This window comes from Pseudomonas sp. NFACC24-1, assembly GCF_900115235.1.
Lineage (GTDB): Bacteria > Pseudomonadota > Gammaproteobacteria > Pseudomonadales > Pseudomonadaceae > Aquipseudomonas > Aquipseudomonas fluorescens_AA.
Genome location: NZ_FOVS01000017.1, coordinates 81539 through 104974 on the forward strand (window position 1 = coordinate 81539; position 23436 = coordinate 104974).

General features: G+C 58.3%; 29 protein-coding genes. 14 read left to right on the forward strand and 15 right to left on the reverse strand.

Annotated features, from left to right (window positions below):
• Positions 1-34: 34 nt before the first annotated feature.
• The 3 genes from BM317_RS17135 to BM317_RS17145 all read right to left on the reverse strand — a co-directional run bounded on the left by BM317_RS17135 (position 35) and on the right by BM317_RS17145 (position 1942).
• Positions 35-946 (reverse strand): lytic transglycosylase domain-containing protein, encoded by a 912-nt coding sequence (locus BM317_RS17135; RefSeq protein ID WP_256574158.1) that lies wholly within the window; start codon positions 944-946, stop codon positions 35-37.
• 2 nt (positions 947-948) lie between these two features.
• On the reverse strand, positions 949-1308 hold the full coding sequence (locus BM317_RS17140; protein ID WP_092164890.1) for a hypothetical protein: 360 nt from the start codon (positions 1306-1308) through the stop codon (positions 949-951).
• Positions 1309-1405: 97 nt separating this feature from the next.
• Positions 1406-1942 carry an RNA polymerase sigma factor gene (locus BM317_RS17145; RefSeq protein ID WP_092164892.1) on the reverse strand — a complete coding sequence of 179 codons (537 nt, stop codon included), beginning with the start codon at positions 1940-1942 and terminating at the stop codon, positions 1406-1408.
• Between the two features lie 246 nt (positions 1943-2188).
• Here BM317_RS17145 and sctW point away from each other — a divergent pair, with 246 nt between their 5' ends.
• The 14 genes from sctW (at position 2189) to BM317_RS17215 (ending at position 15047) form a co-directional block, all read left to right on the forward strand.
• Positions 2189-3301, forward strand: a complete 1113-nt coding sequence (gene sctW / locus BM317_RS17150; protein WP_092164894.1) for a type III secretion system gatekeeper subunit SctW — start codon at positions 2189-2191, stop codon at positions 3299-3301.
• Positions 3301-5400: a type III secretion system export apparatus subunit SctV gene (gene sctV / locus BM317_RS17155; protein WP_092164896.1), complete on the forward strand. Its 2100-nt coding sequence runs from the start codon at positions 3301-3303 to the stop codon at positions 5398-5400. The genes sctW and sctV overlap by 1 nt, the downstream gene beginning before the upstream one ends.
• Before the next feature lie 17 nt (positions 5401-5417).
• Positions 5418-6377: an FHA domain-containing protein gene (locus BM317_RS17160; RefSeq protein ID WP_092165029.1), complete on the forward strand. Its 960-nt coding sequence runs from the start codon at positions 5418-5420 to the stop codon at positions 6375-6377.
• Positions 6374-7723 (forward strand): FliI/YscN family ATPase, encoded by a 1350-nt coding sequence (locus BM317_RS17165; protein ID WP_092475347.1) that lies wholly within the window; start codon positions 6374-6376, stop codon positions 7721-7723. Before BM317_RS17160 ends, BM317_RS17165 begins: the two co-directional genes overlap by 4 nt.
• A 2-nt stretch (positions 7724-7725) precedes the next feature.
• The gene (locus BM317_RS17170) at positions 7726-8169 is read left to right on the forward strand and encodes a type III secretion protein (protein WP_092475355.1); all 444 of its coding nucleotides are present in this window, start codon (positions 7726-7728) and stop codon (positions 8167-8169) included.
• 7 nt (positions 8170-8176) lie between these two features.
• Positions 8177-8737, forward strand: a complete 561-nt coding sequence (locus tag BM317_RS17175; RefSeq protein ID WP_139236039.1) for a type III secretion system HrpP C-terminal domain-containing protein — start codon at positions 8177-8179, stop codon at positions 8735-8737.
• Positions 8734-9456 (forward strand): hypothetical protein, encoded by a 723-nt coding sequence (locus tag BM317_RS17180; protein ID WP_092164904.1) that lies wholly within the window; start codon positions 8734-8736, stop codon positions 9454-9456. The genes BM317_RS17175 and BM317_RS17180 overlap by 4 nt, the downstream gene beginning before the upstream one ends.
• Positions 9446-9826, forward strand: coding sequence for a FliM/FliN family flagellar motor switch protein (locus BM317_RS17185; RefSeq protein ID WP_092164906.1), 381 nt, complete (start codon positions 9446-9448; stop codon positions 9824-9826). Before BM317_RS17180 ends, BM317_RS17185 begins: the two co-directional genes overlap by 11 nt.
• Positions 9823-10476, forward strand: a complete 654-nt coding sequence (gene sctR / locus BM317_RS17190) for a type III secretion system export apparatus subunit SctR (RefSeq protein WP_092475365.1) — start codon at positions 9823-9825, stop codon at positions 10474-10476. The genes BM317_RS17185 and sctR overlap by 4 nt, the downstream gene beginning before the upstream one ends.
• A gap of 7 nt (positions 10477-10483) precedes the next feature.
• A complete protein-coding gene (gene sctS, locus BM317_RS17195) occupies positions 10484-10750 on the forward strand; it encodes a type III secretion system export apparatus subunit SctS (RefSeq protein ID WP_092164917.1) in 267 nt (88 codons plus the stop codon).
• Positions 10750-11544, forward strand: coding sequence for a type III secretion system export apparatus subunit SctT (gene sctT / locus BM317_RS17200; RefSeq protein ID WP_092475367.1), 795 nt, complete (start codon positions 10750-10752; stop codon positions 11542-11544). The genes sctS and sctT overlap by 1 nt, the downstream gene beginning before the upstream one ends.
• Positions 11541-12617, forward strand: a complete 1077-nt coding sequence (gene sctU, locus BM317_RS17205; RefSeq protein WP_092164921.1) for a type III secretion system export apparatus subunit SctU — start codon at positions 11541-11543, stop codon at positions 12615-12617. Before sctT ends, sctU begins: the two co-directional genes overlap by 4 nt.
• A 145-nt stretch (positions 12618-12762) precedes the next feature.
• Positions 12763-13638, forward strand: coding sequence for a type III secretion system chaperone (locus tag BM317_RS17210; protein ID WP_092475371.1), 876 nt, complete (start codon positions 12763-12765; stop codon positions 13636-13638).
• The gene (locus BM317_RS17215; RefSeq protein ID WP_177345038.1) at positions 13626-15047 is read left to right on the forward strand and encodes a hypothetical protein; all 1422 of its coding nucleotides are present in this window, start codon (positions 13626-13628) and stop codon (positions 15045-15047) included. Before BM317_RS17210 ends, BM317_RS17215 begins: the two co-directional genes overlap by 13 nt.
• Before the next feature lie 93 nt (positions 15048-15140).
• Here the strand turns inward: BM317_RS17215 and BM317_RS17220 are convergent, their stop codons facing one another.
• The 12 genes from BM317_RS17220 to BM317_RS17275 all read right to left on the reverse strand — a co-directional run bounded on the left by BM317_RS17220 (position 15141) and on the right by BM317_RS17275 (position 23189).
• Entirely contained in the window at positions 15141-15488 is a 348-nt protein-coding gene (locus BM317_RS17220) for a type III secretion protein HrpV (RefSeq protein ID WP_092164924.1), read from the reverse strand.
• A 5-nt stretch (positions 15489-15493) separates the two neighbouring features.
• A complete protein-coding gene (gene hrpT / locus BM317_RS17225; protein WP_170866265.1) occupies positions 15494-15703 on the reverse strand; it encodes an HrpT family type III secretion system protein in 210 nt (69 codons plus the stop codon).
• Positions 15700-17781, reverse strand: a complete 2082-nt coding sequence (sctC, locus tag BM317_RS17230; RefSeq protein WP_092475374.1) for a type III secretion system outer membrane ring subunit SctC — start codon at positions 17779-17781, stop codon at positions 15700-15702. Before sctC ends, hrpT begins: the two co-directional genes overlap by 4 nt.
• 1 nt (position 17782) lies before the next feature.
• Entirely contained in the window at positions 17783-18208 is a 426-nt protein-coding gene (locus tag BM317_RS17235) for a type III secretion protein (protein WP_092475377.1), read from the reverse strand.
• Complete coding sequence (locus BM317_RS17240; protein ID WP_092164927.1) at positions 18195-18419, reverse strand: type III secretion protein; 225 nt, start codon at positions 18417-18419, stop codon at positions 18195-18197. Before BM317_RS17240 ends, BM317_RS17235 begins: the two co-directional genes overlap by 14 nt.
• A gap of 102 nt (positions 18420-18521) precedes the next feature.
• Complete coding sequence (locus BM317_RS17245; protein WP_092475379.1) at positions 18522-19100, reverse strand: HrpE/YscL family type III secretion apparatus protein; 579 nt, start codon at positions 19098-19100, stop codon at positions 18522-18524.
• A 25-nt stretch (positions 19101-19125) separates the two neighbouring features.
• Positions 19126-19545 (reverse strand): hypothetical protein, encoded by a 420-nt coding sequence (locus tag BM317_RS17250; protein WP_092164929.1) that lies wholly within the window; start codon positions 19543-19545, stop codon positions 19126-19128.
• Positions 19546-19643: 98 nt separating this feature from the next.
• Positions 19644-20447, reverse strand: a complete 804-nt coding sequence (sctJ, locus tag BM317_RS17255; RefSeq protein WP_092475381.1) for a type III secretion system inner membrane ring lipoprotein SctJ — start codon at positions 20445-20447, stop codon at positions 19644-19646.
• A 7-nt stretch (positions 20448-20454) separates the two neighbouring features.
• Positions 20455-20811, reverse strand: a complete 357-nt coding sequence (gene sctI, locus BM317_RS17260) for a type III secretion system inner rod subunit SctI (RefSeq protein WP_092164933.1) — start codon at positions 20809-20811, stop codon at positions 20455-20457.
• Between the two features lie 54 nt (positions 20812-20865).
• Entirely contained in the window at positions 20866-21753 is an 888-nt protein-coding gene (locus tag BM317_RS17265; RefSeq protein ID WP_092164935.1) for a hypothetical protein, read from the reverse strand.
• Positions 21754-21822: 69 nt separating this feature from the next.
• Entirely contained in the window at positions 21823-22179 is a 357-nt protein-coding gene (locus BM317_RS17270) for a type III secretion system major pilin HrpA (RefSeq protein WP_092164937.1), read from the reverse strand.
• A gap of 62 nt (positions 22180-22241) precedes the next feature.
• Positions 22242-23189, reverse strand: a complete 948-nt coding sequence (locus BM317_RS17275; protein WP_092164944.1) for a sigma 54-interacting transcriptional regulator — start codon at positions 23187-23189, stop codon at positions 22242-22244.
• Positions 23190-23436 lie beyond the last annotated feature (247 nt).

Genomic DNA, 23436 nt, shown 5'->3' on the forward strand with positions numbered 1-23436 from the left:
CGGGTTTATGTTCTGCGCAAACGCGACGTGTCTATCAGCCAGGCAGTTGGCCTCTGCCGCTCGCAATGATCTCGGCGAATTGCAATACATTGGCCGGATAACCGGGATCCCCTACCCCTCCGGTATCCGCCAAATCGTTGCGATTCACCTTGTCGGGACCGGAGTTGTAGGCGCGCAGCCCTGCGCCGATGTCGCCACCGAAAGCATTGGTCTGATCGCGCAAATAGAGGGCCCCCGCCATGATGTTGTCGCGGGGGTTGTTGACGTCGGCATTGCCAAGCAGCGCCGGATTGTCCCTCTTCAATTGAGCGAAGGTGTCGGCGTTGACTTGCATCAAGCCAGCGTCGGTCTTGCCGTTGACATTGGTGCTGCTGGAATTCAGGTTGCCTCTGGACTCAGCCCATATCTGCGCTGCTATCACGTTGCCCGGAACACCCGTAGCATTGGAGGCATCCACGATATCCTGGCGATACGGCTCCAGTTGCGCGGGCAAGTGCAACCCACCCTGACCGCTCAAGGCCGGACTGCCAGCCACACCACCGGCCTGGGCATTGTTGACGCCACCGCCAGGGGCGGCAGAACCACCCGGTTGCGCCATCAACGTGTTGTGGGGTTGCCCCCCTGGCTGGGCAATCCCACCTCCCCCGCCTCCTTCCTGTTGATTCATCAAGGAACGGAGCCACTGCATGATGGCCTTCATGATGACTTCCATCAGTTGCATCATCAGGTCGGTTTGCTCGGCATCACTCTTCTGTGCAGACACAGGCCGGTTAGACACCTCAGGAGGCGGGCCGAAATTGATCGGTCGCTCGGGGCGAGCCGCGAACATATCGCCTGCCACTGCGGGATTTGAACCGCCGTGCCGACTAAACCGCTCATTGTGGTTTTCAGGCGCAGGGAGCGTGTCGGGGGTGGCGCTACGAATGGGAGAGATAGACAAGCTCAAAATCAATGCTCCAGGTTCGCGAATACGGTGACGATCGGTTCGAAGGCGTAGTGCTCAGGCAAAGCGGTTTGATGTGCGGACTGCGAAACAGGGCCGGTATCGAACAATCGCCTCATCAGTCGAGCAAACTGACGTTTGGCTGAAGGCGATTTTTCGATGAGCGCTCTGGTCGTTTCCTGCAACGCCAACTCAATACCGGTTGGCCTGAATACAAGCAATGTTCGGCTGCAAGCCAGGTTCGCGCGCACATTTCCGGCGCTCACTGATGATGTCTCGAGTGTCCAGTTCGGAACCCGTGCAATAGCCTGTCCGGCCTTCGAACTGTCATCAGGACCCTGGATGTAAGCGATGCAAACTCGCATACCGGGCACTCCGTGAAGATGGGATCTAAATAATGCGTGGAGCCAGAGGCGAAAGAGGTTCCCTGTTCTTATCGCCGCGGCGCAGATTCGCCTGGGCTCAGTACTCGCTGGAGACTCGCCGCTTGAGTTGCTCGCGGGCCCGCGACAGGCGCGAACGCACCGTGCCAACCGGTATATCCAGCCGAGCGGCGGTCTCCAGGTAATTACCTTCCATCTCCATCGCGACCCGAATCACCTCCTCCATATTCGGCGGCAAGGTTTCCATCGCACGAAAGACTCGCACCAGCTGACGCAAGCCACTGACCTCGGATACAACATCGCGACTGTCGGCCATCTCCAATACGCCGCATTCTTGCAGGTCGTCATGAAACGGCTGGTTGTAGAGGCGCCTGAAATGGCTGCGAATGAGGTTGAGCGCGATGCCGCAGAGCCAGGTCAGCAGCAGCGAGTCGTGCCGAAACTTGTGTTCGTTACGTAGCGCTTCGAGGAAGGTTGCCTGGAGCAGATCCTCCGCATCATCAGGGTTCGCGACCTTTGCCCTGATAAACAACCGCACCTTCTGCACCATCCTGCGATCGAGCTGACGAAGGAGAGAAGCCGGAGCCGGATACGTGATCGAGTTGATTACACACATGGACAATAACCATTTGAAGGTAAGTCCGGCTGTAAGAGCGATATGCGTGCCAACCGTTTGCGCGATCTAAGCCACTGTTCTTCATGAAGATTTTTTTAAGTTTTTTTCTGTTCGTGCAATCTTTTGCATAAACCGATCGAAGTCGTCGCGCATTTATGCACGCCCACGCGAAAGCGCTGACTTCAGGAACCCGATGGCGGGTTTGCGCCACTCACTGCGCATGACTCTTTGCATCGATGCCGTCCCATGAAAATCCCCGGTTTCACCCCAGTCGCGATTCATTCGGTCAATCCGGCAAGCGCCCGCCCAGCGTTATCCGCTACGCAGACGGCGTCGCACATCGCAAAAGACCAGGGCACCACGCCACAACAGGTGGCGCGATTCACCTCCGCATTGATCCAACAAAGCAAGGAGCTCAGCCAGCGTGAGCTGGTCATCGGCGGTACCGTCTTGCAATCAAAGGCGATGAAGCTCGGTGAGCTTTATCAGATGCTGATGGGCAGTAATGACAGAAGGCTGGATGAAGCAGTGCGTACCCTGCGCCAGACCCTGAAACGTCAACGCTCTGATGAGTCGATGCTTGGCCGGGTGCTCGCCTTCGCTGGCGGGGACCCGGCCAAAGCGCATGTCATGCTGCAAGCCGCAATGAAACAAGCGCATCACGAGGGTGCCAGGGATGAGCACCAGGCGCTATCGGATCACGCCAGCGCACTCAGGCAGCGCCATGGCAACAGAGCCCGCGCGGGTGTCAATACGGCCCGGGCCTTTTCCAGAGCGGGGCTGGACTCGCAGCGACGCAAAAATCTGCGGGAGCTGTATTACAACGGCGTCGTAGGCCAGCCCACCATAACCAGCCTCATCGACACGCTACTGGGTCAAGAGGATGGCGAAGCACAGTTCGAGCCGACCTTGCGCGACCTGCGTCGTGCCATTGCCGACGACCTTGCCTCAGCCAATCCATCGAGCCCTCGCCAGCAATTACGCACCCTGATGCATGGCGTGAATACCGCCAGGCATGTATCAACTCTGCTTAAAAGCTGCGAACACCTGCTCGGGCGCATGCGTGACAAGAACCCGCAACTGCAGGTGAGCGCACCGACGTTTCTCAAACACTTGCTCGTACTCTCAGGCAAGGGCATGAACCTGCAGGAAACCTTGCAACTCACGCAATTTATCGGCGGCGCGCAACTCAAGCATCAGTTGTCATTTCTCAACGGCCTGCGCCCGATGCTCCAACAGCTGCCTATCTTGCTGTGGCAAGACCTCAAGTCCCGACAGAATGCCTTGGGGAACCTGTTGTTGCTGATGGCCGAACTCACTCAGCAAGAGCAAAACCAGCTCAAGGGGAACCTGGCCTGATGAATCTGATTATCGACCTGCTAAACCGTCTGGCACTCGCGGCGATGCGCCGCTCAGAAGTCGTCGGCGCGTTTATCGTGCTGGCCATTGTGTTCATGATGATTACCCCGATACCCACCTGGCTGGTGGACATTCTGATCGCGGTGAACATCTGCATCTCCTGTCTGCTGATCATGTTGGCCATGCAGTTGCCTCGCCCACTCGCCTTCTCGACGTTCCCTTCGGTACTGCTGATCACAACCATGTTTCGCCTGGCCCTGTCGATTGCCACGACCCGGCTGATTCTGCTGGACCAGGACGCTGGGCACATTGTGGAAGCGTTCGGGCAATTCGTGGTGGGCGGAAACCTGGCGGTCGGCATGGTGATTTTCATGATTCTGACAGTGGTGAATTTCATGGTCATCACCAAGGGTTCGGAACGGGTGGCCGAAGTAGGCGCACGCTTCACGCTTGACGCCATGCCCGGTAAACAGATGTCGATCGACAGCGACTTACGCGCCAACCTCATCAGCGTCCACGAGGCCAAGCGCAGGCGCTCGGAGCTTGGCAAGGAAAGCCAGCTGTTTGGCGCAATGGACGGCGCAATGAAGTTCGTCAACGGCGACGCAATCGCCAGCCTGATCATCGTCGCAATCAACATGATTGGCGGTATCACCATTGGCGTCATACAACACGGCATGACTGCCGGCGATGCCGTGCAGCTGTATTCGGTACTGACCATCGGCGACGGCCTTATTGCACAGATCCCCGCGCTGCTGATCTCCGTGACGGCCGGCATGATCATCACTCGTGTGCCGAACGAAGATGCCGCCGGGCCGGCCAATATCGGCCGTGAAATTGCCGAACAGATCACCAGCCAGCCCAAGGCCTGGATCATCGCCTCGGCAGCGATGCTCGGCTTCGCCGCCATGCCCGGGATGCCGACCCTGGTGTTCATCACGATCGCCATCATCTGTTGCGGCGGCGGCCTGTTGCAGATCAATCGCGCCAACCCCAAGGGCAATCAAGAGCAAGCTGCCCCGACAACCCCGGAAAATAACGGACAGGAAGACCTGCGAATGTTCCTGCCCAGCCGCCAGTTTGTCCTGCAATTTCATCCCAGCCAGAGTCTTGAGCGGATCGAAGCCCTGGTTAGCGAGATTCGTCAACGGCGCAATCGCCTGGTGGTGAACTTCGGGCTGACGCTGCCCTCGTTCATCATCGAACACCAGGCGCATCTGGAGCCGGATGAATTCCGCTTTACGGTGTACGAGGTTCCTGTACTCAAGGCCACGTTCAGCGAGACCCTGGTGGCTATCGATGGCTCCTCACAAGCCATTGAGAACGACCAGCAATACAGCAAAGGCAGTTCGGAACGGCAGGAAAGCCAGTGGATCTGGGTACCGGCCGATGCTGAACACCTGCACAATTGCGACGTGGAAATTATCAGCCCCAGTACGCTGATTATCGAACGCATGGAGCGCGCGCTGCAGATTTGCGGACCGCAATTCATCGGGCTGCAGGAAACCAAGGCGATCCTCGGCTGGCTGGAAACAGAACAGCCGGAACTGGCCCAGGAGCTGCAGCGCGTCATGCCTCTCGCGCGTTTTTCTCAGGTACTGCAGCGGCTGGCTTCCGAATGCGTGCCCCTGCGCGGTATCCGGGTGATCGCCGAAACCTTGATCGAACATGGGCAACATGAGCGCGATGTCCTGGCCCTCACCGATTATGTACGTATCGCCCTCAAGTCGCTGATCTACAACCAGTATTGCAGCCAGGAGGGATTGCTCGTCTGGCTGTTCACCCCTGAGAGCGAAGGCATCCTGCGTGACAGCCTGCGTCAGACGCAAACCGAGACGTTCTTTGCCCTGAACAGCGAATCCAGCCTGATGCTGGTTCAACAATTGCGCATGGCTTTCCCGCAGCGATCGTCAGAACGTGCAGTGATGTTGGTCGCCCAGGATCTGCGCGCTCCGCTACGCACGTTATTGCAGGACGAGTTCCATCACGTGCCGGTGCTCTCCTTTGCCGAGATTACCAATGCCTCCGAGGTGAAGGTCCTCGGCCGTTTCGACCTGGAAAATGAATTTTTGCCCTTGGAAGACGACTATGCGGCTTGATGTCGAGTGCCTTCGCGATGTTTGAACTACGAGTATTGAATGGGCTGCACCAGGGCGCTGCATTGCCGTTGGTTGGCGACCAATGGCTGATCGGCGCCAACGACGACCATGATCTGGCGTTATACGACCCGGGCATCGCCTCGCTCCATTGTCGGTTGAGCAGAACCGAGGAAGGCTGGAACCTGGCGGCCGAACAGATGCCGGTCAACGACGACGAAGGGCGTGCGTCAAACGCTATCACATTGACGCCGAACCAACCGTTCGCCGTCGCAAACGTCTGGCTGTGCCTGGCATCCGCCGAAGAGCCCTGGCCTGACGTACCGGCTCTGGCCACGCCTGCGGATGCCAACGGCCAGCCGCCTCAGTCGTCAGCGTCTCCCGCGCGTAAATCGATGCCAGGCGTGCCCTCCTTGAAGCTGATATCGGCGGTGATCGCTGGCGTGGTCGTAGGCCTGGTCGGTGGCGCCTGGGGCCTTAGCCAGTCCGAAGCCCCGCCGAGCACCGTCAAGGTTACCGCGGCCAAGGCGCCTCAAAGTCCGGCGCAACCCTCCCCGGCGCCTGCTTCCGCCCAATCCTCCGGTAGCACCAGCCTGAAAGATCGGGAACAGATCCGCCGGCTCCTGACCACTCAATTGGCGGAACGCCTGCTCACAGAGGTCACCGTCGAGGAGCTTGACGAAGGGTTGGTGCTCAAAGGCAACCTCAAGGAGGAAGCGCTGGAGGTCTATCAGCGAATGCTCAAGAGTTTCAAAGAGCGCTACCCCACCACGGTCCCGATGGTCGATCAAGTCGGCATCGTCAGGACCAGCTTGCCGTTCACCTTGGTGCAAATTATTGCTGGCAACAATGCTCACCTGGTGACCGCCGACGGCCTGCAGATTTATGTTGGCGACGTGGTGCAGGGCCTGCGTTTGACGCGGATAGATGAGCACAAAATCATCTTTGATGGCGACCAGCATATCGAGGTGAGCTGGTGACCGATGCGCTTGAACAATGGGCTCGACAACAGCGCGCGCGGCTGGCCAGTTGTTCGGCCGTGCGAGTCAGCGGCAAGGTTTCGGCGGTGAGCGGGATACTGCTGGAGTGCCAGGTGCCTGCGGCCAAGATTGGCGATCTTTGCGAAGTCAGCAAGGCGGACGGCAGCTCAATGCTGGCGGAAATTGTCGGTTTTACCGATCAATGCACACTGCTCAGTGCCCTTGGCCCCCCTGCCGGCATTCAAGTCGGGGCCCGTATCCAACCGCTTGGGATGGCGCACCGCATAGGGGTGGATGATCAGTTGCTCGGAAGCGTGCTCGATGGTTTTGGTCGACCGTTGCTGGGCGACGGCCTCGGCGCCTTTGCCGATGTCCATGATGGTCGCAGCACCACAGCTGTGATCGCCGATGCCCTGCCGCCGATGCAAAAACCACGCATCAGCAACCCGCTGCCCACCGGTATTCGCGCCATCGACAGCGCCATCCTGTTGGGCGAAGGGCAGCGTGTCGGATTGTTCGCCGGAGCGGGCTGTGGCAAGACCACGCTGCTGGCGGAGATGGCCAGGAACATGGACTGCGACGTCATCGTTTTCGGCCTGATCGGCGAACGGGGACGGGAGCTGCGCGAGTTCCTCGACCATGAACTGGATGATGAACTACGCCGGCGTTCGGTACTGATCTGCGCCACCTCCGATCGCTCCAGCATGGAGCGTGCGCGCGCCGCTTTCACCGCCACCGCTATCGCGGAAGCCTACCGCCAGCGCGGCATGAAAGTGCTCTTGCTGATTGACTCGCTCACCCGTTTTGCCCGTGCTCAACGCGAAATCGGCATCGCCGCCGGGGAGCCGATCGGACGTGGCGGCCTGCCCCCCTCGGTCTACACCCTGCTGCCGCAACTGGTCGAGCGCGCGGGCATGAGCGAGAACGGCTCGATCACCGCCATCTACACCGTGCTGATCGAGGCCGACTCGATGAACGATCCCGTCGCCGACGAAGTCAGGTCGTTGCTCGACGGGCACATCGTGCTGTCGCGCAAGTTGGCCGAGCGTGGGCACTATCCGGCCATTGACGTGTCCGCGAGCATCAGCCGGATCCTCGGCAACGTCACCAGCCGCGAGCATGTCCAGGCCAATAATCGCCTGCGCCAGTTGATGGCGGCCTACAAGCAGGTGGAAATGCTCCTGCGCCTGGGTGAATACCAGGCCGGTGCCGACCCGGTCACTGACCTGGCGGTACAACTGAACGACAGCATCAACCGCTTCCTGCGCCAGGACCTGCGCGGGCCGGTAGCGCTCGAAGAAACACTCGCCCAACTCAATCACATTACCTCGCAACTGGTGGACTGACCTTGGACGAAGATCTCGATATGAACCCGGAGCGCCAGGCGCTGGAGCGCGTCATCGGCCTGCTCGGCCCTTTGCGTCAGCACCGCCAGGCCAGTGCAGAACGTGCCCGTGCGCGCCTTGCACGGGAGGTGGCGAGGTTGCGCGAGCAACTGCTGGCCAGCGAACGCTCAATGAACCAGGAGCGTACCAATCAGAAGCGCAAGCGGCGATCGTTAGCCGATACCCACCTGCAAACCACGCTGGAACTGGCTGATATCGACCGCTGGCACGAAAAGGAGCGACGCATGCTTGATCGCCTCGCCCAGATCCGCCAGGACGTCAGCCAGTTGCGCTTGCACATCGAAGCGCAGGAGCAGTCGTTGCAACAAGCACAGTTGGACGCCAAGGCACGGCAACGCGCGGTGGAAAAACTCGCCTGCATGAGCGAGACACTCAGTGAGGAATAAGTGAGACATGACTGCCCCCATCAAGCACACGCCACCCCAGCGCCCTGCTCCACAGGCACCTGCCGCACCTGCGGCAAAACCCACTGCCGCGGCATCCACGACGCCGTCGAGCAAAGGTACCGAGGTCCAACGCAACCGTCCGGTCGAAGTCAGATCTGCCAACGACGGCGTCAGGCCACTGGACGCCGATGCGATGTTGTTCATGCAGATGCTTGTACCACCACCGCCCGCCCATTCGGACGACCAGGGCAGCTCGGGCAATGGTTCGAGCTCGTTCTCTATGTTCGCGCCGCTCGACGGCATACCGACACAGTTGATTGATGAGCTGGCGCTGCAGTTGCCGCAACACGGCAACCGTCCTTTCAGCGCCACCCTGCTAATGCCCAATCTGGGCAAGGTCCAGATTCGCGCCCAGAAACGAGACAGCCATTGGGATATCGAGCTTGGTCTCGAGCGCGCAAACGTCCTGGAGCGATTGACCAAGCATCATGGCGCCTGCCAGCAAGCATTCGCCCAGGCGCTGGACCATGACGTCGAGCTGAGATTACAGCCGACGGGGCCCGCATGAAAAAACTCAGCCTGCGACGCCTGACGAGCACGGCCGCAATGGCCTCCCTGGCCTTGGGGCGCGGCCGCTTCCTGGAGTTCACCAGCGGAGCTGAAAAGATACGCATGACGCTCGGCCCGCTGACACCCTGCGGCGCCATTGCCGATGAGCGCTGGATAGGCTTGTCCAGCCGACACGGCCCCCTGCTGTTGTCGAACGCCGATGCGCTGCTGAGTCTGTGCGGTGAAGTTCCCGTGCTCACCGTCGAGCCGCCGCAAGCGTGGTATTGGCAGTTGATCAATCAACGGATGGCGCCGGTGTTGTCCGACCTGCTCGCACCGTTGGCGCCACTGGCCGAGGAGCCGGTACTGGATGACCGCTGGGATTGTCGCGTGCTCATCGAGCGCAATGGCGAGAAAGCCTACGGAACGCTAAGCCTCGGCGCCGAATCACTGCTGCGAGTGCTGAATGACGCACCGTGGCGATTTATCGAACAAACCGTGCCTGAATGTTGGGTCCTGACTCATCCGGTCATCGTTGGGCGCATGGATTTGCTGGTCAATCAGCTGCGCTCATTACGTCCAGGCGATGTGCTGTTGCCTGCCGAGGCAGTCTTCGATGTTCAAGGTCGAGGAAACCTGCACCTGGGCAACCAGCGCTGGGCGGTTTGTAGCGAAGACCGGAATGATCACTTACAGCTCAGGCTGATTCACGAAGAAGGCTCCATTCATGAGCAATGAACCGCAGGATGAAGAACCGTTGTACGAGTTCGACAATAACGATGAGTTGGCGGCCCAGGAAGCGAACGACGACCAGCAGGAACGGCTCGATTCGGCGCAGCCAGACGCCCCCCTCCCGCAGGAGGCTGCAACGCAACCGCCATCGCCCTTGTCCGGCGTGACCCTGGCGTTGACCGTACGGTGTGGCGAAGTGAAGCTGAGCCTCGAAGCGCTCGGCCGGCTGGCGGCCGGTTCCGTGGTGGATGTCACGGGCATGGCACCGGGGGCAGCGACGTTGTGCCATGAGGAGCGGGTGGTCGCCTACGGTGAGCTGGTAGACGTGGATGGACGCTTGGGTATGCAAATCACTCGCTTGGTATTTGATCAATGATTCTGGATGGCATGAACCCGATCATGCTCGCGCTGTTTCTGGGTGCGCTCTCGCTGATCCCGTTGTTTTTGATTGTCTGTACCGCATTTCTGAAAATCTCCATGGTGTTGCTGATAACGCGCAATGCCATCGGCGTTCAACAGGTTCCGCCCAATATGGCGTTGTACGGCATTGCCCTGGCGGCGACGATGTTCGTGATGGCTCCGGTGGCTTATGAAATCCAGCAACGGGTGGCTGAAAATCCTTTGCAGATAGGCACTACCGAACAACTTCAAGCCAGCGTGAACACGGTCATCGCCCCGCTGCAAAACTTCATGAGCCGTAACACCGATCCGGACGTGCTGACTCATCTGGTCGACAACACCCATCGTATGTGGCCTGCGGAACTGGCCGAAAAAGCCAGCAGCAAGGATCTGCTACTGGCGATTCCAGCCTTTGTATTGTCGGAGCTGCAGGCCGGGTTCGAGATCGGTTTTCTGATTTACATTCCGTTCATCGTCATTGATCTGATCGTGTCCAACCTGCTGCTTGCGCTTGGCATGCAAATGGTCTCGCCCATGACCATTTCGCTGCCGCTCAAACTACTGCTGTTCGTCCTTGTCCAGGGCTGGACGCGGTTACTCGACAGTCTGTTCTATTCCTATCTGTGAGGCTGCCGTGGAAGCGCTGGAGTTGTTCAAACAGGGCATGTACCTGGTGGTGATTCTTACCGCGCCACCGCTGCTGGTCGCGGTGCTGGTGGGCGTATTGACGTCGCTCGTGCAAGCCTTGATGCAGATTCAGGACCAGACCCTGCCCTTTGGTATCAAACTGGTCGCCGTGGGCGTGACCCTGGCGGCGACCGGCCGCTGGATCGGTGTTGAATTGATCCTGTTCATCAACACCGCGTTCGACCTTATCGCACGCACCGGAGGCGCCGTTTGATGCCATTCAACGCCGAGTATTTGTTCGAACTGATGCTCGGTATCGCGTTAGCCATGGCCAGGATTCTACCGTGCATGATGCTGGTGCCAGCGTTTTGCTTCAAATACCTCAAGGGCCCGCTGCGTTATGCCGTGACCTGCGCGGTTGCGATGATTCCAGCGCCGAGCATCGGTCGGGTGTTGTCCGGACAACATGAAAACTGGCTGATGATCGGCGGTTTGTTACTCAAGGAAATGATCCTGGGCGTTCTGTTGGGGTTACTGCTGTATATGCCCTTCTGGATGTTCGCGACGGTAGGCGCCTTGCTCGACAGCCAGCGCGGCGCCCTCAGCGGCGGTCAGATCAACCCATCCCTCGGGCCCGACGCGACGCCACTGGGGGAGTTGCTGCAGGAAGTGCTCATCATGCTCGTCATCCTGTCCGGCGGCCTCTCGCTGATTACCCAGGTCATCTGGGACAGCTACATCATTTGGCCGCCCACCGCCTGGATGCCGATCATGACGGTAGAGGGGCTGGACATACTGCTTGGAGAGCTGAACAGAACCATGCAGCACGCATTGCTGTACGCGGCGCCATTCATAGGCCTGTTGCTGCTGATTGAAGCCGCTTTCGCCATCGTCGGTCTTTATGCCCAGCAACTGAATGTTTCGATTCTGGCGATGCCGGCCAAGAGCGTTATCGGTTTGCTGTTTCTGCTCGTGTATCTGCCCACGCTGCTCGATCTGGGTAACGCCGAGGTCGGACGCTGGTTCGATTTGAAATTTCTGCTGAACCTGTTGGTGAAAGTGCCGTGAGCGAAAAAACCGAAAAGGCGACGCCAAAGAAAGAACGCGACGCGAGGGAAAAAGGCCAGGTTGGGCAGAGCCAGGACCTGGCCAAACTGCTGGTGCTGATGGTGGTCAGCGAAGTCTGTCTGGGCATGGCCGAGGAAAGCATGACGCGCCTCCAGCACCTCACCGAATTACCCTTGCGACGACTGAACGAACCCTTCGCCAGTACTGCCGTTGAGCTCAGCGGAACGGCGCTGTGGACACTTGTTTCCTTCATCGTGGCCAGCGTCGGCGTGGCGATTCTGATACGCCTGGCCGGTACCTGGATGCAGATCGGATTTCTCTTTGCGCCCAAGGCCCTGAAGGTCGATCTCGGCAAGCTCAATCCAATCGGCCAGATCAAGCAGATGTTCTCTAAACAGAATCTGATGAACCTGCTGTTGAGCGTCCTCAAAGCGCTGGCCATTGCGGTCATTCTGTATGTCTCGATCATGCCCATCCTGGGCAAGCTGGTGCTGTTGGCCGACACCGATCTCGTCACCTACTGGCGCTCGTTGCTGGAGGTATTTCGGAACATCTTGCGCAACACCTTGGGCCTGTTGCTGGTGATCGGCATGGTCGACTTTGCCCTGCAGAAATATTTTCACGCCAAGAAATTGCGCATGAGCCACGAAGACATCAAGCAGGAATACAAGCAGTCCGAGGGCGATCCGCACGTCAAAGGCCATCGTCGTCAGCTGGCGCACGAACTGCTCAACTCCGAACCCAGCACAGCCCCCCGGCCGGTCGAGGATGCCGACCTGCTGTTGGTCAATCCGACCCACTACGCGGTGGCACTGTTCTATCGACCAGGCCAGACACCTTTGCCGCTGATTCATTGCAAAGGACAAGACGATGATGCACTGGCGCTGATCAAGCGCGCCCAGGACGCCAAGATTCCGGTGGTCCAGTGTGTTTGGCTGGCACGTGCGTTGTACACCGTTCGCACGGGTCGCCATATACCGCGCGAAACCCTGCTGGAAGTTGCCCACATCTATCAGGTCATTCGCCAGCTTGATGAAGTCACCGAGGAAATCATCCAGCTCGAAACCCACTGAGCCACCATTGCAGTCATAAAACTTTAATACCGGCGCGCTTTAATGGTGGTCAAAACTTCTGGAAGTCTACCCCATGCCTTCGTCGAGCTCGCGCTTCCAATCCCCGGGATCGATCCCTCTCCCAGAGCAAACGAACACGTGGTTATTGGAGGCCGCTGAGCGGCTCGGCATTCCCTCTGCGCAGGCACGAGCGTTCTCCCGTAGCGCCCAACTGTCGTTGCCGGGGCTGACCTTGCAATTGTCGCTCTGGCAGACGTCGCCTGTGCAGCAGTGGGTGGTGTTGGCTCTGCTGCCACGCCCCAACGGTTTGCCGGTTGAGGTCTGGAGCGAGTTGCTGCTGCGGTCCAATTGCGCCATATCGGCAATGAGCAGTAGCAGCGTGAGCCTGAACGACAGCGGTGACGCCGTGCTCGTGCTGCGCCTTATCTCGCAGCCGCAACATCAGCGTGAAATGCTTGCCGATGAGCTGAGCCATCTCTTGTCCGTCGCCGAAAGCCTCGTGGCGGGTGCCACCGCACTTCAAGATAACCAAGGCGGCGCACCCGGGCCCGTCACCACGGCACCGAGGCAAGATGAGCGCGCGGGGCAACAGGCGCAGGCGGCGATGAATCGGGAATGGCATCGTCCATTACTGATCGCTGCGCTGCAGCACTTGGACATCGCCGCCCCACCCTTCGAGCAGATATTGACCGTCGGCGTGATCCAGGCCAACGGCCGTGCCTATGAAGTGATTGCCGACAGTGATCACCAACATCTGCTGATCAGTACGCCGCTGCCAACTTCGCTGAACACGGCGACGCAACGCGAACGCGCATTACTGGCCAACCTGCACCTGATGATGCTGACCCAAGCTGCCGTGGTCCTCGCGCCACACGGCAGCGCGTTACAGGCGCGCTGGAACAGCACGGGGCTGGACGGTCAGGCATTTGCCGAATGGCTGCTGGACTTCGGTCAACTGGCCGAGAGCTTCATGCAGACCCCGGCCATTCGCCCAGCAAGGAACATCCCATGGACCCGATAGCCCCAAACCTGGGACGTATCCTGCCAACACCGCAAATCGAGCTGCGGCATCGACATCCCACCGCTGATATCAATGCTTTGGAGCGCGGCGAGGCCCCCGTTCACCTGCCTGATTTCACTTCGCGCGCCCGCGCGCATGTGACAGGCCTGAGCCAGGCCTTCCATCGCGACTATCTGGCGCCGGCAGGCAGAGCCACAGGCGCCCTCTGGGGAAGCGCCAAGGAACACGGCGTGGCCCTGGGCAACAAGGTCGGACGCGGAGCAAAGCTCGCGTTGAGCGACAGCATGGCTAATTTGCCTTCCGGCCGCACAACGCTTGCCGCTGCGGGCCATACTGTCCAACAGATGGTCAACTGCGGAGCGCCTACCTATCTTCGCGAGTTGGCGTTCATGCATGCCTACAGTGCACTCAACGAGGGGCTCGCGAAAAAAAGCCCGGGGGGAATGCTGGCTTTGCAGGCCGCTGTCTCATTGGCGACCATTGCCACCCAGCTCTACGTACGCCAACCGCGCCTGGAGCGTCTCGCCGCCGACTCCAGCGATGCGGTGCGCGGGCACTTCGCCCTCAGCGAAGCGAAATGGAACGCTCTGCCGCCCGATAAGCAAGACACACTGCGCCTGCAGATGAAGCGCGATTCGCGCAACATCACCCGCAACCAGGTCGTCGCCGAGGCGCTTTATCTGGGCATGGGCGCCATGGGCGCCGCGCGTGGTGACGGTGCGCTGAGCGCGAGGGTTTTGGCCACTCAGCTACGCGACGTGATTTATGCTCTTTCTCGCGAAACCATGCAGGCCACTTTCAGCATGACCGCCCCCCAGGACGACACCAAGACCTACGGGGTCGACGAGGATAATATGCCGACGCTCGGCTGGGCCTACGGTGCCATGACCTTGAGCATGGGTTTCATGCTCGACTCCATCAGTGAACAGGTCTTGCCACCGGGCCAGACGTTGACGAGTCCGGCACTGCTCGGGCCGGATCAGCAACCGCTGTTGGGCGAAGCACTGGCCGCTTCCATCCAATCCCTGGCCGGCACGCGCGCGGCATTCAACACCGTTGTCGCAACCCTCGACAACCATCTGCAGCGGCATTTCGACACGCGCCAGGTTGGCACCAACCAGGAGTTGAAGCCGAGCCTTCCGCTCAAGGATTATGGCCGGGTCTTGGACCAATCCCCCGCTCGAGTCGCCTGGGCCAGCCTGGCTGGCGCAATCAATATGGCCACCGGCGAAGCACTGCGCGGCAAGGTTCCGCCCGCCCTCTCCGGCTTTCTCGGGAATATGGGGACCGCAGCGGCGATGGGTTTGGCCTATCGCACCGTCAATCAAACATTCCAATCCCACGCGAGTGTGCGCAAGGCCGTCGACAAACAAGCGGCGACGGCTGCTGCCGGGCAACAGCAAGCTTGAACCGCAACGCCGCGCCGCGCGGTCGACAGTTCAAGCGTCGCAAAAGGAAGGGAAACTGCGCCAGCAATCGCTACTGGCGCAGTGGCTGGACGGTCATTCCAAGGGGCTCAAGCCTGCCAACAGCAATTGATGTTGGCAGATATTATCGAGCACCGCGCGACCATGGGAGGATGACGGCACCGCATGCCAGACGACGAAGTCGCGGTGGGCATCGAGAAACAGAAAATAGTCAGGGAACAGGTAGGATTGCGTGAAGCGTCGCTCCAGCGCCTCACGCAGTTGCTGGGGCTGCAGCGCACGACTGTCGATGTGCAACGCTATACCCCAATCATGGTGCTCATGGCGACTCACGAAAGAAACACCCGCTGCTACCGGCCATACCGCTGTTTGCCCAGCAGCTACCCGTTCGTAGAACTCCGCTTTCCCCGAGACTTGTATCATGATGCTCAATCCCGCAGTGGCACGACAGTATAGTCCGCGGTGTCCTGCGGATTTTCCAGGCCAGTACGCATGTCCGCCGGCCACCAGATCACCAGCTCCCGGTTATTGGAGTCTGGACGGTCGCAGGACCGTCCAGAACAGCCGCCCCAGGTCGTCGAGCAACCGGAGAGCATCACACACAGAAGGCCGAACGCAGCCCAGTTCATCTTGGTCATCGAGTTGCCTCCTTGAGTAATGAGTCGCGAAGGGGCGCGTTGCTCTTGAGCGACTGGGGATTACGCACCGCGACATAGACTTCGCTTTGTTCCCCAGGCTGCAACCAAGCGCGAGGCCATGCACTGACACCCAGCACCCAGCGCCCACCACAACTGCTTTCATCAATACGCAGCGGTTTATCACCCGTATTGCGCGCGACCACCACGCCAATGCTCCAGGCGTTGCGCCCATACCACTGGCTGCGATCGGCGTCGATGACCAGGCCCTGTTGCGGCGCGCATAAAGTGGCCGGCGTGAACAAAGGCTCGTTACTCGGGGTAAAACCTGTCGGTTGCACATCACTCAACAACTGAGTGAAGGCGCGCTGAATATCAACGCGAGTGGGTTGTCCATCGCCATGGCGCCCGTCGATCCGCTGGGCGGCGGAATCGATATCTTCCGGGTTGCCGCTTTCGACATAACGTGCCGGGTCAATCTGGTTGCCCACCAGCCGAGGCGTAAGAATGAACAAGCGCTCTATCTTGTTGGTGCTGCGGCTGCTGGACGTGAACAGCAATTTGCCGATGAGCGGAATGTCGCTGAGCCACGGGATTTTGCTTACCTTGTCGCTCGACTGCAGAGAATGAAAACCACCGACCACCAACGATCCACGCTCGGCGATGACCGCCTGAGTGCTGACGCTGCCGTTACGCACGCTGGGTTTGGTGCCATCAAGCAGCGATGCTTCGATTTGTCCGTCCTCGATATCGAGGATCAACTGCACCTGCGTCTTGCCATTGTGCTGCATCGAGCGCGGAACTACTTGCAGGCTGGTACCGGCAGTAATCGGCTGGATATCGGCAACACGCTCCCCCGTCGCGGTGAGGAACTCGGTCCGGCTGAAATCAATGACAGCGGGCTGGTTCTCCAGGGTGAGGATCGAAGGATTGCTGATCACCGTCGCCGCCCCCTTGGCTTCCAGCGTGCGGACCGCCAGGGCGAACCGCCCGGCGTTTTCGGCCGACAGCGTCGAGCTGCCTGATTCAAGCAAGGACCCTCTGACGTTGGTCCCTCCGGCCCAGACATTCCAGTTGCTGGACAACTCGTTCAACTCGTCGCGGTCGATATCGTAGATCACCGCGTCGATTTCGATCAGGTTGCGTGGCACATCAAGCTGCTTGACCAGGTTCTCGTACAAGGCCCTGCGCTTGGGGGAGTCGTAGATCAGCACCGCATTGTTGCGTACGTCGGCTGCGACCCGTATCCGCGACCTGCCAGCGAAGCCGCCCTTGTTCTGAGCGCCGCCGCTGGTGCCGGCAATCACGCGATCCAGGGTTTGCTGCAACTGATCATCGGCCAAGCCGCCAAGCAAACTTGGCGTGCCCGCGAAGCTGCTGGCGCTGCTCGCGCCAGCTCCCAGTCCCGCGCCTTGCAACACGTTAAAGACGCTACCTGACCCGCCTTGCGAGCGGCTATCCAGCAGCTCCTTGAGGATCGTGGCTACCCCTGAAACGGTCAGCTGTTCATCACGGTAACTGATGGTGCGATCGGCAGCGTTCGCGTAACGCAACGGTAAGACCACGACGTCTTGCTTTTCCTCGGGCCTGTCGACGTTGCTGCTGTAGTCGCGAATGAACTGAACATACCGCGCAGGTCCGCTGACCAACACCACGCCCTCATCCGGCAGGACTCCCCAGCCAAATCGTGAATCGAGCAAGCCGAGTTCAGTCAATGCGCCCTTGAGGTCGTCAACGGCGTCCGGGGATACCTCGATTCGCTCGGTTATCTGGTCACGGGCCGGGCTGACATACAGGGTGTTGTTGTAGACGAACCATTGGAACTGATGCTGCTGGCTCAATCGATCAAGAAACGCCTGCGGGCTGTCCGCGCGGATACGCCCCTCGACGATACCTTCAATGGGGTCCATCTCAAGGTTGACGCCAAACTCTCGGGCAAATGCTTCAAGAACGCTTGAAAGCTCAGTCTGTTGCGCGTCGAACGCATAGGCCGTTTGTTTCCACGCTGGCGGTATCGCCGCGAACGCCGGGGCACTCAGTCCCAATAACAGCCACGGTAACCACCGGTAGGCCTTACGCATATCACACTCCAGTGTGCCAATTAGTTGCTAGACGGGACTCGGCCGAAGGCGAATCAAATAAGGTTTTATGCATCAGGCTGAGCATGGCTGCGCGCTGATTGGCCAAGGTCTGTAAGACCTCCAGCAAGGCCTCGACCGAACTGGACGAGGCCATCCAGTGCACCAGCACCAGACACTGGCTTTGCGGATCGGTACCCAGTGCCCCCGGACAACGGCACGCAACGCTCGCCCCTCCCTGCCCCAGGATGCTCATCAGTCGATCAGGAGCGCTGGCATCAAACGGATCCAGCACGTCGATGCTGCAGCGGATTCCTCCTTCGACCCAGGCAAGCTGCACATTCGCATCGTCAACCCAGCAATCCAAAGGGGCGACCGAACAGTCATCGAGCCACCGGTTCAGTCGCGCGCTGAAATCACTGAATTCCATCGATGATCGCTTTGGTCATGCTGTGATGAGCGCGCATCCCTTCACCCAAGACAACGGTCGTGATGCCCATCGACTGGGTCGCTTGAACGAACGCCCTCATGTCTTCCAAATTGCCGCTTTCAGCAACATTTATGGCTGCTTCATCAACGCTGTCACTTGCATTGGAAAAGTTGTTTTCCAATTGATTTTGGAGGGACTTAAAATTGATCATGCGTGCAACTCCCTGAAATTTACCCAACATGGGTGGCGCCAATGCTCTTGGAGGTTCCAAAAAGAATAATTGGAGTCAAACATGCGTGGGTATATTGAAATATTATGCACTCGCGGCCTGAAGCGAACGCCGCAAGTCGTCCCACTCAACGGCGTATTCGCCGGTTTCGGTGCTCAGGCGAATAGACTGGACCGCCATCGTACTGTCCTCCCTCAACTGCCACAGGGCCGAGGAACTGTTGGCTGCCAGCCAGGCTTGCACCTCAACAAAAAGTTCGGGATGGCACTTCAAAGTGGCGCTACTCAACGGATATGCACAGGTTGCTACTAGATGGTCCAGCAGAATCCTGATGCGTTCCTTCGGAGGGCATTCATCGAACAGTCTGCCGATAACGACATTCAACAACTCGCGGCACACCTCAACTACACCCTCCCTGCATTGTTGGCGTTCTGCCTCTAACGCTTCTAAAAAACCACTGGCCTGGGTCCAAAACTCAGCCAGCGCTCTATCCAGAGACTCTTGTCGCAGGGTCTCTGCCTGTTGCAGCAGCGCATTGGCGTCAGCACGCGCCTGCAACATCACGTCAACAGCTCCCCGATAGTCAGCGAACTGCTCGTGACGAACGATTAACTCGCGTCCAAGTTCAAGATCGCCCAAGGACATACTTCGACGAATCAGCATTTTCGACACTCAATCTGCGCGCCTGTCATACCTGAACCCTCCACAACACCGACCGCCACAGCGCATCAAGTTTGCGTGCGGGAACATTAAAAGCAGGCTCCAGCGCCACTTGGGGCGCCCACGACACACGCAGGCGCGACCAGTATCGTTCACCCAGCCACCCCCCAAGCATCGCGCGCGAGTCAGTGACATCAGCAGTCAACCACAGTCCTGGTCGCAGCGCCTTGGCTATGCCACGGCACCACGACCACTGCTCCTCCGACAACTCATCATTTCTCACCGCAAAACAAATTGCGTGAACCAGAGATAAAGCCTGCAGACGTTGCTTTTCTGTCAACGACAGCCATTCGATAACGTTGGGCTCTGGCTCGGGCGGCGCAGATGGGACAATGCCCAGTAAGCTGAGCAAGATGCCGTGTTGGCTGCGGCAGATTTCAATGCACACATCAAAATCAACTCCATTTCTTTCCCATACACCGGACCTCCACTCTGGGTGCATCCAGCGCCACGTACAGCACCACCATCGGACCCACTGCTCATCGGTCATAGCTGCGCGGGCAAGCCGGCTGTCCGGCGCCTGGCGCGCAAGCGGGTAAGCAATGCTTGGCGCCAGTCTGGACGCAACATCAGGACCGAGACACCTGCCGCAAACACCAGACCCAAAGGCAACGCAATTACCAGCCCCCACCAAAAGCCTGCATCCTTGCTATCAATGAGAAACGGTCCGAAGGACACGAGATGCTCAGGGTCCTGAAACTCCATAGATGGCACGAATACAATCGAAAATTTCTTTGTGGAATTGCTCTCCTGGCTCATCCCCGGGATGCTGCTGGCAACCATTTGCTGAATGCGCCCACGGACACTGTCCGGATCCAAGGCCGACGCTGCATACTTAATAAACACCGATGCAGATGCCGGCTGAACGGGCTCTCCCGGCGCGATTCGCTCGGGCAAGACGACATGTACGCGGGCCACGATGACGCCGTCGATTTGGGACAGCGTTGATTCCAACTCTTGCGAAAGCGCGTAGATGTAGCGAGCGCGTTCCTCCAGAGGCGTGGAGATGACCCCTTCCTTTTTAAATATCTCGCCCAAACTAGTCCGGGTCTGATGAGGCAAACCAGCAGCATCCAACACCCGCACCGCCCGATTCACATCATCATTGGCAACGATTACGGTTATGCCGGCCTTTTCTATCTGCTTACGCGCGGCTATGTGTTCCTGTGCCAGCCTAGCGACCACTGAGTTTGAATGCTGCTCTGTCATACCACTGAACAGTACGGTGTCGTCGCTGCAGCCGGCGAGCGCCAAGGAGGCCAAGACCGTTAGTAATCCGGGTACTTTCACGAGGAACCTATTGCAAATTGGTCAGTTTATCGAGCACTTGCGCGCCTTTACTCACCACCTTGGTGGTGAGCGCCGTTTGCAACGAATATTGGGAGAGAGCACTATTCATTTTCAGCATATCCAACGGATCGGTTGAAGATGAAGCGGTCTTCATCGCACGCTCAGCCTGATGCGATAACTCGGTTTGACCGGTTAGACGCTCCGAGATCACACCAAGCAGATTACTTGCCAGACCACCTGGCTCTTGATTGCTGCGCACTGCGCTATTGAACAAATCCACATCAGCCTGAGCGGGAGCGGAAACCATCTCCAGCTCATGGTCAGGTGTGACACCCCTGAATGAATTGACGTTGGAAATGGTCACCGGTTTTCTCCTATGGAACATAGACGATGGAATATCAAACTTTCGCTTCAGGGCTCACGTTATGCTAGCGCGCATCACATCAAGGACATTCTGAGCGGCATGAGAAGCTGCTTGCCCTCCTTGATTCACCTGAGGGCCGGTTTGCGTACCAGAAGCAATTTCTAATCCCAACTGCAACCCTTGCTGAAAGATATTCATTCCGTCGTTGCCTTTTAGCATCTGGCGCAATTGCTCCAGATCACTCATGCCACCTCCCGAAAGCGAAGAACTGCTACCAAGGCCACCTTCTCCGCCCTCCATCATCCTTTCAGCGCCCGGATAGTCGGTTCTACTCGCTCCGGCCCCCATGTGTTGAGAGACTTGTTCGAGTGCCTGTTGAAATTTGGCAGTTTCACCCCTGGACAAGTAATTATCTTCATCCAGCTCTTTACTCCATGAGCCGGAATCTGGCGCTCCAAAGGCAGCCTTGTTCTTGTCCATATAATCGGCCACTTGCTGAAGCAGCGGCTTGTCAGCATTGGAAAATGTCGTGCCATCGCCTTTGGGCTGCAGTGCGTTATTCAGCGCGGATTGGCCCAACCCACTCATAACCTGACCCATGAGTTCTTTACTGTCCCTGCCGCCGGCGCTGGTAACAAAATTGCTACCCATCTTGTCTTTAACGATATCCATCAGGGCATTCTTCAAGGTCTCTTGGGGCTTCGACGCCATCCCCATAAGACCCAACCCGCCATTTTCGGAAAGTTTTTCGTGCACCATCTTGCCCAGCGGACTATTAAAATCGGGCTTCCCACCGGACATTAGGGAGTTGGCAAGCTCCGAAACTACGCCTGACAAAGAAGGCGAGATGTTTGATGAAACGTCGTGTTTAGGTTGAGAAACACCAGAGACACCTACCCCACCGACAGCCGATGCTGCAAGGCCTATAACAGAATTCAGCATTTTTAAGGTTCTCGCTAAAGGCTACCCCCCTTTTTATTACCGCAACACTGAAAAAAGGAGGGCAGATCGTTAGTAACTGATGGCCTTAGCCTGGCCAGCCATATTGGAAATAGACTTGCTTGCCGCGTCAGAACGAGCGGAATCGATAGCGCTCGCTGTATTCAGTCTCATAGTTTGCATAGCCGCCTCGCCCTGCAACTTAATCAATCCAGCCTGTTCCTTATCGTTGCGCTTCATTACATCCAACTGGGCGGCCATTGACTCACCACCTGATGCTGCGTTAGTCAACTGACCTTGCGTAGCGGCGTTAGCTTTAACGCTATTGGCTTCCTGCTTTGCACCTGCAAATGCGTTGACACCCATATTTGCAGCACTACCCAGCGTATTAGTAATGTTGCTAAAAGGATTGCTTGAAATACCTGGCATAATAACAACTCCTCATACTCTAGCGGATTTGCTAGGTACCAATGGGTGGGAAGTTGTTCAAATCAGGTTCCAGATTTTTTTTCAATCATGGAGGTCTTGCCAAATACGTCCAACGACTTTATTCGGTGATAGAGCGTTCGACGTGGTATGCCTAACTCCAAGCTCACGGCATCAATGGAATGCCCGTGACGCTTGAGGGCTTCCTGAATAAGGATCCGTTCGATAGCCCGCATTTGCGCCTTGAGCGTGCGCCCCTCGATCTCCGCGCTTGAGCCAAGGGTCAACGACGGCAGTCCCAGAACAAATCGCTTGGCCGCTGATTTCAACTCGCGGATATTCCCCGGCCAGGGATGACCCAAGAGCGCTTGCATGAGTTCGGGCGATATAGCCTGAGGCTCGCACCCCAGGTCTTGCGCAGCCGCGGCCACGAACTGGGAAAACAGCGGAACGATGTCTTCGCGACGGTCACGTAGCGCTGGCAACTGGATCGTCAGCACGTTGAGCCGGAAATACAGATCGCGCCTGAACTCGCCCCGATCCACCAGCTCGGCCAAGGGCCGCTGAGCCGATGCAATCACACAAATATCCAACGGAATGACCGTGGTAGAGCCCAAGCGCTCAATCGCTCGCACCTCAAGGACACGCAGCAACTTGGCCTGCAGACTGAGCGGCATGCTATCGATTTCATCGAGGTACAAAGTCCCGCCCTGCGCAGCCTCGATGTAGCCCTTTCGCGAGCGGTTAGCCCCGGTGAACGCACCATTGACCACACCAAACAATTCACTTTCGGCCAATGATTCCGGGATTGCCGCACAGTTCATCGCGACAAAGGCACCCTTGCGCCCGGACATCGAATGAATCCGCTGAGCCAAAGTGTCCTTGCCGGTCCCCGTCTCTCCAGAGAGCAATAGATCGACGCCAAGCAGCGAAGTACTTTGGGCGATGACCTTGATATCAGGCGCTTCAGCAATGTTGTCAGGTCCGCAGTAAAAGTAATCGCACACACCCATATAAACCCCGTGATCGGCACTACTTCATACGCCCTCCCGCTGCAAGCACGAGGCGAAGCATGGCCATAAGCTGCGCGATCATTAGTTATGATCGCAGGTCGGACAGACCCGCTACACCAAGCCTGACGACTGCACGCGCACTGCGCTTACAGTCCATTTATTGATCAAATTCCACGGCAGATCCAAAAGTGCGTGTGTGACGCGCGCTGCGATCAGTTATTCCATCGAGCGTAGGAGATATTTTTTG

Excerpts from the sequence above, each read along its gene's own strand:
- BM317_RS17215 (WP_177345038.1), top strand. The coding sequence starts at position 13,626 with ATGGACCCGATAGCCCCAAACCTGGGACGTATCCTGCCAACACCGCAA.
- sctR (WP_092475365.1), top strand. The coding sequence starts at position 9,823 with ATGATTCTGGATGGCATGAACCCGATCATGCTCGCGCTGTTTCTGGGT.
- BM317_RS17270 (WP_092164937.1), bottom strand. The coding sequence starts at position 22,179 with ATGCCAGGTATTTCAAGCAATCCTTTTAGCAACATTACTAATACGCTG.
- sctC (WP_092475374.1), bottom strand. The coding sequence starts at position 17,781 with ATGCGTAAGGCCTACCGGTGGTTACCGTGGCTGTTATTGGGACTGAGT.
- BM317_RS17245 (WP_092475379.1), bottom strand. The coding sequence starts at position 19,100 with ATGCTGATTCGTCGAAGTATGTCCTTGGGCGATCTTGAACTTGGACGC.
- BM317_RS17235 (WP_092475377.1), bottom strand. The coding sequence starts at position 18,208 with ATGGAATTCAGTGATTTCAGCGCGCGACTGAACCGGTGGCTCGATGAC.
- BM317_RS17265 (WP_092164935.1), bottom strand. The coding sequence starts at position 21,753 with ATGCTGAATTCTGTTATAGGCCTTGCAGCATCGGCTGTCGGTGGGGTA.
- BM317_RS17140 (WP_092164890.1), bottom strand. The coding sequence starts at position 1,308 with ATGCGAGTTTGCATCGCTTACATCCAGGGTCCTGATGACAGTTCGAAG.
- BM317_RS17145 (WP_092164892.1), bottom strand. The coding sequence starts at position 1,942 with ATGTGTGTAATCAACTCGATCACGTATCCGGCTCCGGCTTCTCTCCTT.
- BM317_RS17220 (WP_092164924.1), bottom strand. The coding sequence starts at position 15,488 with ATGATACAAGTCTCGGGGAAAGCGGAGTTCTACGAACGGGTAGCTGCT.
- BM317_RS17275 (WP_092164944.1), bottom strand. The coding sequence starts at position 23,189 with ATGGGTGTGTGCGATTACTTTTACTGCGGACCTGACAACATTGCTGAA.
- BM317_RS17160 (WP_092165029.1), top strand. The coding sequence starts at position 5,418 with ATGTTTGAACTACGAGTATTGAATGGGCTGCACCAGGGCGCTGCATTG.
- hrpT (WP_170866265.1), bottom strand. The coding sequence starts at position 15,703 with ATGACCAAGATGAACTGGGCTGCGTTCGGCCTTCTGTGTGTGATGCTC.
- BM317_RS17185 (WP_092164906.1), top strand. The coding sequence starts at position 9,446 with ATGAGCAATGAACCGCAGGATGAAGAACCGTTGTACGAGTTCGACAAT.
- sctW (WP_092164894.1), top strand. The coding sequence starts at position 2,189 with ATGAAAATCCCCGGTTTCACCCCAGTCGCGATTCATTCGGTCAATCCG.
- sctT (WP_092475367.1), top strand. The coding sequence starts at position 10,750 with ATGCCATTCAACGCCGAGTATTTGTTCGAACTGATGCTCGGTATCGCG.
- BM317_RS17180 (WP_092164904.1), top strand. The coding sequence starts at position 8,734 with ATGAAAAAACTCAGCCTGCGACGCCTGACGAGCACGGCCGCAATGGCC.
- sctV (WP_092164896.1), top strand. The coding sequence starts at position 3,301 with ATGAATCTGATTATCGACCTGCTAAACCGTCTGGCACTCGCGGCGATG.
- BM317_RS17240 (WP_092164927.1), bottom strand. The coding sequence starts at position 18,419 with ATGATCAATTTTAAGTCCCTCCAAAATCAATTGGAAAACAACTTTTCC.
- BM317_RS17175 (WP_139236039.1), top strand. The coding sequence starts at position 8,177 with ATGACTGCCCCCATCAAGCACACGCCACCCCAGCGCCCTGCTCCACAG.